4 protein-coding genes are annotated in these 3,851 nt (G+C 64.1%); all 4 read right to left on the bottom strand.

The annotated features are described in order from the left end of the window. Positions 1 to 698 (bottom strand): 2Fe-2S iron-sulfur cluster-binding protein (locus EOS_RS46745; RefSeq protein ID WP_047897733.1); only part of this gene is annotated, 698 nt, incomplete at its 3' end. A gap of 46 nt (positions 699 to 744) precedes the next feature. Then, positions 745 to 1,470 (bottom strand): SDR family NAD(P)-dependent oxidoreductase, encoded by a 726-nt coding sequence (locus EOS_RS39810; protein WP_047897734.1) that lies wholly within the window; start codon positions 1,468 to 1,470, stop codon positions 745 to 747. Further along, entirely contained in the window at positions 1,470 to 2,252 is a 783-nt protein-coding gene (locus EOS_RS39815) for an SDR family oxidoreductase (protein WP_047897736.1), read from the bottom strand. Before EOS_RS39815 ends, EOS_RS39810 begins: the two co-directional genes overlap by 1 nt. Positions 2,253 to 2,314: 62 nt before the next feature. Further along, positions 2,315 to 3,730, bottom strand: a complete 1,416-nt coding sequence (locus EOS_RS39820; RefSeq protein ID WP_047897735.1) for a diaminopimelate decarboxylase family protein — start codon at positions 3,728 to 3,730, stop codon at positions 2,315 to 2,317. Positions 3,731 to 3,851: the final 121 nt, after the last annotated feature.

Raw genomic sequence — 3,851 nt, forward strand, 5'->3', positions numbered from 1 at the left:
AGCGTCCAGCCCGGTACTTGCCAGCCGCGCTCGTAGGCGCCTGTCGCGACAATGCACGCTGCGGGCCGGAAGCGGATCGACCGTCCGCGTACCGTCGCGATGAACTCCTTTGGCTCGAACGCGCCCCAGACCAGCGCGTCGTGGATGATCTCCACGCCCGCCTTGCGCGCGGATTCGATGAGCGCCGCGCCCCGGCGATGCTGCGCGTCGGGAGGCGCGACCCCTGGTTCCGACGCCGATACCCCCAACTGCTTGTAGTACTGGCCGCCGGCCTGACTGCGTTCGTCGAGCACGGTGACCTGCACGCCGGCCCGTTGTGCGAGGAGCGCGGCGGACAATCCACCCGGCCCGGCGCCGATCACGAGCAACGCCGGTTCACGTATTTCAGGTTCAGGCGAGCCGGCGTAACTGCCCGAAGCCGACGCCGTCACCAGCGGCAGTGGACGCACGTGCGCGCCGCGCCGGACGGTAATCGGCTTCTCGATCTTCGTCATGCATGCGCGGCGATTCGCGACGCCGTCTATTTCGACGAGGCAATCCTGGCACACGCCCATTCCGCAGAACACGCCGCGCGGCTGACCCGAGGCGGTGGTCCGGAACTGCTGCACACCATGCGCGATGAGCGCCGCCGCCAGTGTTTCACCGGCCCGGGCGTGGAGCGTCTCGCCGTCGAACTGGATAGGAATCGTTTGGGTCATGGTCGATCAATGGGTGCATCAGCAAGCATAAAACAAATGATCCGGCTCAAAGCGACGGCTCCAGCCGGGTATTCAAGACAAGTTCGGCCACGGTCGCATTGTTCGGCAGCGACAACAAGAAGGCGATCGTATCCGCGACAGTTTCCGGGCGCAGCCGATCGGCCACGGGACTTGCGCTGGCAAAGTGCGCGATCAGTTCTGTATCCACCGCCCCGGGACACAGCGCGGTCGCGCGCACGCCACTCTCCCAGCCGTCGAAGCGCGCCGCGTGCGTGAGCGCCATCACGGCGTGCTTCGTCATCGAGTAGCCAATGGAATCCGTCGGCCGATACCGCTTGCCGTCGGTGGAGGCCACGTTGATCACCCGTCCGCGGCCGCCCATCCTCAGCGCGGGCATCGCGGCGCGAATCGTACGGAACGGCCCCTTCACGTTGACCTCCCACATCTGGTCGAGCGCGCTTTCGTCGCCTTGTTCAAGCACTATTTCGAGCAGGATGCCGGCGTTGTTGATCAACGCATCAATACGACCGAAGCGCGCCAGTGTCGCCGCGACCCACGCGGCAGGCGACGCGGCGTCGAACGCATCGTAGTGCCCGACCAGCACGCGCGCCGTGTCCGCCGCGAGCGCCGGATCGACGCTCGCGGGATCGCGTACACCGAGCGAAAGCGTGTACCCGTCGTTGTAGAGACGCTGCGCGATAGCTGCGCCGATACCCCTGGATGCACCCGACAACATGACCACACCGCGCTCTTCCCCGTTAGCTTGAGTCATCAAAAGAGCCCTTGATAGACACCGCCGTCGTTGACGATGTTCTGCGCTGTCATGAAGCCGTTTTGGGCGCTGCACAAGAACGCGATCAGGTCGCCGCACTCGGACGGGTCCGCAAAGCGTCCTGCCGGGCAGTGGCTCAACCGGTCCGCGACTATTGCTTCATAGCTTGTGTTGCCGCGTGCCGCATGACCGTGCAGGTTCGTGATCAACGCGTCGGTTTCGAAGAGTCCGGGGCACACGCTGTTGATCACCACGTTGTGAGGAATCAGTTCGCGCGCCATGGCGGCAATCGCGCCGGCGAGCGCGAGCCGCGCCGCGTGACTGGGCCCGAAGCCGACCTGCGGAAACTTGATAAAGCTCACCGACATGTTGACGATACGGCCAAAACCGCGCTCGCTCATGCCTGGCACGACGGCGCGGATGAGTTCGAGCGACGAAAAGAAATGCGCTTCCATCCAGCCGTCCCACGCCTCACGCGTGATCGTCCGGAAGTTATCGGGGACCTGGCGGATCCCGGGATTGGCAACCAGGATGTCCACGACCCCGGCCTGCTCGAGCACCTCGGCGCGTCCTTCCGCGGTGCTCAGATCAGCGCTGACGGTCGCGACTTTCACGCCGGTTTCGGCAGCGAGCTGGCGCGCAGCGGCTTGAAGTGTTTCCTGTGAGCGCGCGACCAGTGTCAGGTCCACGCCCTCCCGCGCGAGCGAACGCGCCGCTGCCAGTCCCAGCCCCTTGCTGCCGCCACATATCACCGCGCGACGGCCTTTGATACCTAGATTCATGATGTCTCCGCAGGCCGGCATACCGCGTGCCGGCTCGAATGGGGTTTGTCTTGCACGGGTCTTCAGGCCGGCTTCGCGAACGATGCCGCCAGCAATCGCGGCGGCACCTTGAAGCGGCCAGCGACATCGCGCCATTGCTCGCGTACCGTGGTGATCTCGGCGGTGTCGCCGGCGACCAGCACCGTGGCCGGCAGCAATTGCGCGTTGTAGCGCGCAGCGCCCGACTCCGTGTATCCGCCGGCGTCCAGGAACGCGACGAAATCGCCACGCGCAAGCGGCGGCATCATGCGGTCCGCGCCAATTTCATCGGAGTTGCACAGCGGTCCGACGAGATCCACGTGGTCCGTCGCGTCACGCGCCGTCTCTTTCACCGCTACCGCGTGGTAGTACCAATCGAGGGCGGATGCCCAGGAAAGATGATTCGTCGACAAGTCGAGGTTCACCCATTTCTTCGACGACCCTTGCTTGATCGCGCCTACGCGGCCGACGGCGACACCCGAAGGCCCCGAGATTGCGCGGCCCGGCTCGATCCGCAATTTCGGCAGCGGCAAGTTCAGCCGCTGCGCTTCCTCGCGAATCGCCGCAGCGCAGAGACGACCATAGATCTCGGGCGTGGGTGCTGCGTTGTCATCGATCTGCGAACGCGGTCCGGTGCCGTACCATTTCCCGAAGGTCCAGCCGCCGCCAATATCGATGCACGGCGGTGTCCAGCCGGTCTCATCGCGCAGGAAGCCTGACCAGGTGATCATCTCGCGCGCCATGATCGCGAAGTTCTCGGGATCGTTCGACATGCGGCTCAGGTGGAAATGCGTTTCCTTCAGTTCGATGTTCGGCATCTGCTGCGCGCGCTTCACGATCTCGGCGGTCTGCTCTCGCGTCATGCCCCACTTGGTGGAATCGCTTTGTTCCTTGAGCGTGCCGGGGCCGTGCATGGCAACGCCCGTGCGTCCCGCCAGCGGCAGCAGGTCGAGCTTCAGCCGGATGCCTATGCTGACCTTCTTGCCGAGCCGGTTTGAAATCGCGTCGATGCGATCAAGTTCGTCCATCGCATCGATATTCACGCAGATGCCGTTGGCGATCGCCATCTCGAGTTCTTCGTCCTGCTTGTTGGAACCGTTCAGCACGAGCTTCTGCGGATCGGTGCCCGCCAGCAACGCGATATACATCTCGTTCACGCCGAAGCAGTCGCCGCCCGCCCCTTCCTGATTGAGGATATGGCGGATGGCGAGACCGTTGTTCGATTTGTTGGCGAACAGGATTTCAACTTGCGGATAGTGGGCGAGAAAGCCGTCGCGAAAGGCGCGATACCGGTCACGTAGTTCGTTTTCCGAAATGATGTAGAGCGGTGCGCCATGCGTCTGTGCAAGCGCTTGCACGTCGCAGCCGTCCACCCATAGATTGCCGTTCGCACCTATGCCGATGTACTTGCCGTATTGCACGGAAAAGCCACAGGGATTTGCAGCCGTTCGTTCTGTCATTGCCTTCTCCTTGCTGAAGTCTGGTGTTTGAGTCCGCTGGAGTCCGCTCTACAGCAGCCCTTCGGCTTGCAATCCGGCCGCGAGCGCGTCGCGCTGGGCGGCGCCGAGCGAGCGCAGCGGC

The sequence above is a fragment of the Caballeronia mineralivorans PML1(12) genome, from assembly GCF_001028175.1.
Lineage (GTDB): Bacteria > Pseudomonadota > Gammaproteobacteria > Burkholderiales > Burkholderiaceae > Caballeronia > Caballeronia mineralivorans.

Excerpts from the sequence above, each read along its gene's own strand:
- EOS_RS39810 (WP_047897734.1), bottom strand. The coding sequence starts at position 1,470 with ATGACTCAAGCTAACGGGGAAGAGCGCGGTGTGGTCATGTTGTCGGGT.
- EOS_RS39815 (WP_047897736.1), bottom strand. The coding sequence starts at position 2,252 with ATGAATCTAGGTATCAAAGGCCGTCGCGCGGTGATATGTGGCGGCAGC.
- EOS_RS39820 (WP_047897735.1), bottom strand. The coding sequence starts at position 3,730 with ATGACAGAACGAACGGCTGCAAATCCCTGTGGCTTTTCCGTGCAATAC.